This is a genomic window from Hoeflea sp., assembly GCF_039975035.1.
Taxonomy (GTDB): Bacteria; Pseudomonadota; Alphaproteobacteria; order Rhizobiales; family Rhizobiaceae; genus Hoeflea.
The window spans coordinates 1-3,956 of the sequence record NZ_JBDWHW010000017.1 but is presented as its reverse complement, the minus strand read 5'-3'; the positions used below and the strand labels follow the sequence as shown (position 1 = coordinate 3,956).

3 protein-coding genes are annotated in these 3,956 nt (G+C 56.6%); 1 reads left to right on the top strand and 2 read right to left on the bottom strand.

The genetic code is table 11. From position 1 onward, the window contains the following. Positions 1-268: 268 nt before the first annotated feature. Complete coding sequence (gene ctaD / locus ABJN75_RS01320) at positions 269-1,894, bottom strand: cytochrome c oxidase subunit I (protein ID WP_348436093.1); 1,626 nt, start codon at positions 1,892-1,894, stop codon at positions 269-271. Positions 1,895-2,035: 141 nt separating this feature from the next. Between ctaD and ABJN75_RS01315 the strand changes: the two genes are divergently transcribed. After that, entirely contained in the window at positions 2,036-2,914 is an 879-nt protein-coding gene (locus ABJN75_RS01315; RefSeq protein ID WP_348436091.1) for a LysR family transcriptional regulator, read from the top strand. 19 nt (positions 2,915-2,933) lie between these two features. Here the strand turns inward: ABJN75_RS01315 and ABJN75_RS01310 are convergent, their stop codons facing one another. Then, complete coding sequence (locus ABJN75_RS01310; RefSeq protein ID WP_348436089.1) at positions 2,934-3,140, bottom strand: hypothetical protein; 207 nt, start codon at positions 3,138-3,140, stop codon at positions 2,934-2,936. Positions 3,141-3,956 lie beyond the last annotated feature (816 nt).

Here is a 3,956-nt window from a genome sequence, read left to right as displayed (position 1 = left end):
GCTTCGTTTACGCCGGTGATCTGCCATAGGCTTTTGGCGCAGCAGCCGTCCAAGTAGACCCTAATCCTCGACCATCTAAGTTTGTCGATGTGCGAGGGGCACACCGCTTACACTTTACCCCTTTGCGTCTGCGCTGTTCATAGATGGCAATCACATAGGCCCAGTAAATTCCGAAGGTTATGATGGGCCAAAGACTGTATCCATTTTCCACAGCTTCGTTCATTTGGATTTTCCTATCAAACTCCAGCAAACGTCGACCGTGCCGGTGTCACTTGATCTGCGGCAATGATTGAAACTGGTGGAACGGGGGAGGCGACGGCAACGTCCATTCCAGCGTGGTTGCGCCCGCGCCCCAGGGATTGTCACCCGCCACCCGCTTCCTGATAAAGGCTTCCACCACCGTGATGATAAAGAAGAGCAGGCCAAGTGTAGAAATGTAGGAACCGATCGAAGATACCAAGTTCCAGCCGCCAAAGGCGTCGGGATAATCGACGTAGCGGCGTGGCATTCCGGCAAGGCCAAGAAAATGCTGCGGGAAAAACACGAAGTTGACACCGATGAACATCAGCCAGAAATGGGTCTTGGCAAGCACGGAATTGTAGAGATAGCCGGACATTTTCGGAAACCAGTAATACCAGGCAGCAAAGATGGCGAAGGCCGAGCCCAGCGACAGTACGTAGTGGAAATGGGCGACAACGTAATAGGTGTCATGCAAGGGCCGATCGAGGCCGGCACTGGCCAGTTGCACACCGGTAACGCCGCCGACGGTGAACAGAAAGATGAAACCGATCGCCCACAGCATGGGTGTTCGGAAGGAAATCGAGCCGCCCCACATTGTTGCCAGCCAGGAAAACACCTTCACGCCGGTAGGCACCGCGATAACCATGGATGCGACCATGAAATAGCGCTGTGTACTCATCGACAGGCCCACTGTGAACATGTGATGCGCCCAGACGATGAAGCCTATCAGGCCGATGGCGAGCATGGCATAGACCATGCCAAGGTATCCGAAGACCGGCTTGCGCGAGAATGTCGAGACGACCTGGCTGACGATGCCGAAGGCCGGCAGGATCATGATGTAGACTTCGGGATGGCCGAAGAACCAGAACAGGTGCTGATACAGGATTGGATCGCCGCCGCCCTCGGGAGCAAAGAAAGTGGTGCCGAAGTTGCGGTCGGTCAAAAGCATGGTGACCGCACCGGCAAGCACCGGTAATGAAAACAAGAGCATGAAGGCCGTGACCAGCATGGCCCAGGCAAACAGCGGCATCTTGTGCAAGGTCATGCCCGGTGCGCGCATGTTGAAGATGGTGGTGATGAAGTTGATTGCGCCCAGGATCGACGAGATGCCCGACAAGTGAATCGACAAGATGACAAAATCGACCGCGGGTCCGGGTTGGCCTGTGGTGGAGTAGGGCGGGTACAGGGTCCAGCCGCCGCCGTGTCCCATTTCTCCCGGCGCCCCTTCCACGAACATCGAGGCGATGAAGAGTACGAATGCGACCACCAGAAGCCAGAACGAGATATTGTTCAGGCGTGGAAATGCCATGTCGGGCGCACCAATCAAGATCGGCACGAACCAGTTGCCGAAGCCCCCGATCAGCGCCGGCATGAGAACGAAGAAGATCATCACCAACCCGTGCGCGCTGACGACGACGTTGTAGGCGCCGGGATCGCCAAATATCTGCAGGCCGGGTTGTTGCAACTCCATCCGCATCAGGACGGAAAGCCCTGTTCCAAACAGCCCGGCGAGAATTGAAAACAGCAGGTAGAGCGTGCCGATATCCTTGTGGTTGGTGGAGTACGCCCACCGTCGGAAGAACGCGGGTTTGTGATCATCCGTGGATGTGGTGATGTCCGGTGAGGTATCTTGGGTTTCCGTCTTGTTTGGCATCATGCTCTCCGTCACACGTCGACGCCACGGCAGCGTCTCTGCCTGGGATCAGCCGCAAAATGATGGGCTTTTAAAAACGACAAGACAAACGGAATTAAATGCCTCAATAATGCAATATTATTGCACTCAATGGAGGGCGTGATGGATATCGACCGGGCTCGAACTTTTCTGGAAATTGTTCATTCGGGCAGTTTTCTCAAAGCAGCGGACCGTCTTCATGTCACCCAGACCACAGTCAGCGCCCGCATTCGGACGCTGGAAGACGTGCTGGGGCGGCAATTGTTCATCCGAAACCGCAATGGCGCGCAACTCACACCTGCCGGTCGGGAGTTTGAGCGCTATGCCCAGTCATTTGTTCAGATTTGGGAGCGAGCGCGGCAACAGCTTGCCATACCGTCCGGCCGCACCAGTGTTGTCGCCCTGGGTGGTGAGCTCAGCCTCTGGAATCCAGTACTGCTGGACTGGCTGGTCTGGATGAAAGGCCACAAACCTGAAATCGCCATTCATGCCAATGTTGGGGTGCCCGATCAGTTGCTGGAGCAGCTCAGGACCGGTGTTCTTGACATCGCCGTGCTGTATGCGCCGAAACTCCTGCCCGGCTTCGTGGTCGAGTTGTTGGTCGAGGAGCAGCTTGTCCTCGTCAGGACAAAACCCAGAAATGGTGCGCCAGCCGGCGCGGACGACTATATCTATGTCGATTGGGGGCCGTTGTTTGCAGCCCAGCACGATGCAAGTTCCAATTCGTTTGGTGAACCAGGTCTGTTCGTAGGACTCGGTCCGCTCGGCTTGAGCTATATACTGCGGGCCGGTGGAATGGGGTATTTCCGTCGCGGCGCGGCTGCGCCTCACATCGAATCCGGAGAGCTTGAAATTGTTGATGGCGCACCGGAATTCACCTATCCCGCCTATGCGGTTTATCCCGAGGCAAGCGAGGTGAGAGACGACATTCAGGAAGCACTGCGCGGCCTCAAGAAAGTGGTCAACTCATCCGTAAGAGAACAACTTCGCCGGGAGGGATAAAAGCCGGCTGAAACGTGGATCAATCCTCACGCTGGGCCAGCAGCACGCCGATAACCAGTTCGCGCCCGGCGCGGTTGATCCCGATGCCACGTGGTCTTTGCTCGACAAGTCCGAGTGCGATCAGGCTGTCGGCCATAACCGGTTCCAGTGCAGGGTAAGGGCCGCGATTCAACCGTTTGAGCGCGGTCTGCTGGTTTTCGTCCAGATCGCTCCAGTTGACGGCCAATGGCTTCTCTCCGTTCTTGGTGATTGAGTCTGGCCATACGATGGATGAGGATCAAGGTCTTTTCAAACCGAATTTGTTGCACTGTGACTGCAATAATTTTCGTTTCGTTTTGGGGCGACCGGAAACCAGTTTCCACAAAACGTGGGCCATAGTTCGGGCCGGGAATTGAGGCCACTGGTGGTAATGCGGGACAGGTGTCACTCTGGCAGACCATTTTGATCGGAGCCGACGCCCCGACGGACGCCGGGATGGTGGACCTGCCAAGGTGACAGCATGATTCTCGCCCACCCCGGACACGGCGACAGACGCCATGAACATCACATGCTTCCCACCGCACGGTTTCTGGGCACCGACACTGGCGGTACCCAGACCGATGCTGTTTGTGGTCTGTTGTTCGCGGCAGTGTGGCCAAGGCCAAATCACTGACAACCCGCCACGATTTGTCCGAAGGGATCGTCGCCGCCATCGATGCGGTCTTGCGGCAGGCGTTCATCGAACCCGGCGAGACACAACCGGTTTTGTCCGGGATAGCTTGCCTCAGGCCGCGGGCTCCGACCCCGGGATTTTCTGCGCAGGCGGGCACGGTGTACATGGCGAGTCCGGCGAACTTGTTCTCGACAATCTGGGTGCCGATCGGGAACGGTTCCCAAGACCGGATTGACGAAGACGAATAATCTAGGGCCTGTGGACATTCGGGATTCCCATCGGTTCTGATTTCTGATTCAAAGCTTCCAAACGGAGGTTTGAATGAACGAGCAGCGCTTTGTGGTGACGGATGATGTATGGCAGCGACTTGAGCCGCATTTGCGTGGAAAG

What these genes read in the sequence shown, in the direction of transcription:
- ctaD (WP_348436093.1), bottom strand. Translation starts at nt 1,894, where the DNA reads ATGCCAAACAAGACGGAAACCCAAGATACCTCACCGGACATCACCACA.
- ABJN75_RS01315 (WP_348436091.1), top strand. Translation starts at nt 2,036, where the DNA reads ATGGATATCGACCGGGCTCGAACTTTTCTGGAAATTGTTCATTCGGGC.